The organism is Amycolatopsis sp. NPDC051106 (assembly GCF_040682775.1).
Lineage (GTDB): Bacteria > Actinomycetota > Actinomycetes > Mycobacteriales > Pseudonocardiaceae > Amycolatopsis.
This window is the reverse complement of the sequence record NZ_JBFBBQ010000209.1, coordinates 1-1,125: the sequence shown is the minus strand read 5'-3', so window position 1 is coordinate 1,125 and position 1,125 is coordinate 1. Positions and strand designations below refer to the sequence as shown.

Here is a 1,125-nt window from a genome sequence, read left to right as displayed (position 1 = left end):
GTCTTGAGCACGCGGTGACTCAGAATGAGGTTGCCGGTAACGGCTTGTGAATGAACTGTCCCGCGTGGTCAAGGCCCGGGCCAGGCTGGCCTGACTTGATAGAAGCGTGGGCAAACGCCATCAACCTCAACTGAGGCGTGTCCGACCAGCCCAGCCCGGAACGACGCACATGTCTCCGGTCACAAGGGAAGGGACACGCACGATGTCCATGGTGGTCATCGGAATCGATCCGCACAAGTCCAGTCACACCGCCGTCGCGGTCGATGAGGCCGGCCGCAAACTCGCCCAGCACACCGTGCCCGCCACCCCCGACGGGCTCCTGCGGCTACACACCTGGGCCGCAACCTGCCACCCCCAGCCACGGTGGGCGGTCGAAGACGGCCGCGGCATCGCCGGGCGCCTGGTCCGCACCCTGATCGGGCATGGCGCCACCGTCGTGTGGGTCCCACCGAAACTGATGGCCAAAACCCGCGCCTCGGCCCGCACCCGCGGCAAATCCGACCCGATCGACGCCCTGGCCATCGCCCGCGCCGCCCTGCGCGAACCCGACCTGCCCACCGCCCACCTCGACCAGCCCGCCCTCGAGCTGCGGCTGTTGTCCGACCGCCGTGAACACCTCGTGGGCCGCCGGACCGCGGCGATCAACCAGCTGCGCTGGCATTTGCACGACCTCGACCCCGCCCTCGACCCGGGCAAAGCCTCACTGACCGGGCCCCGCCGCCTGAGCCGGCTCACCGCCGCGCTGACCGCTCTGCCCGCTGGTGTCCGCCGCGACCTGGCCCTGGACCTGACCGCCGAGATCACCGCTTTCGGTGCTCAGATCGCCCGGCTGGAACAGCAGCTGTCCCGGCAGGTCACCGCGCTGGCGCCGTCGTTGCTGGCGATCGTCGGGATCAGTGTGGTGACCGCGGCGAAGATCGTCGGGGAGACCGCCGGGATCGCCCGGTTCCGTTCAGCCTCGGCCTTTGCCATGCACGCGGGCACCGCCCCGATTCCGGTGTGGTCCGGCAACCGGGCGCAGTACCGGCTCAACCGCGGCGGCAACCGGCAGCTCAACACCTGCGTGCACCGGGTCGCGATCAGTCAGCTCGCTCATCACCAACCCGCCCGCGACTACCGCGCACG

The 1,125-nt window shown here is 70.0% G+C and carries 1 protein-coding gene; it reads left to right on the top strand.

The window, feature by feature from the left end; all coding sequences use genetic code 11:
• Positions 1–202 precede the first annotated feature (202 nt).
• Positions 203–1,125, top strand: a 923-nt coding sequence (locus tag AB0M83_RS48585) for an IS110 family transposase (RefSeq protein ID WP_364529664.1), incomplete at its 3' end; no start/stop codon positions are given.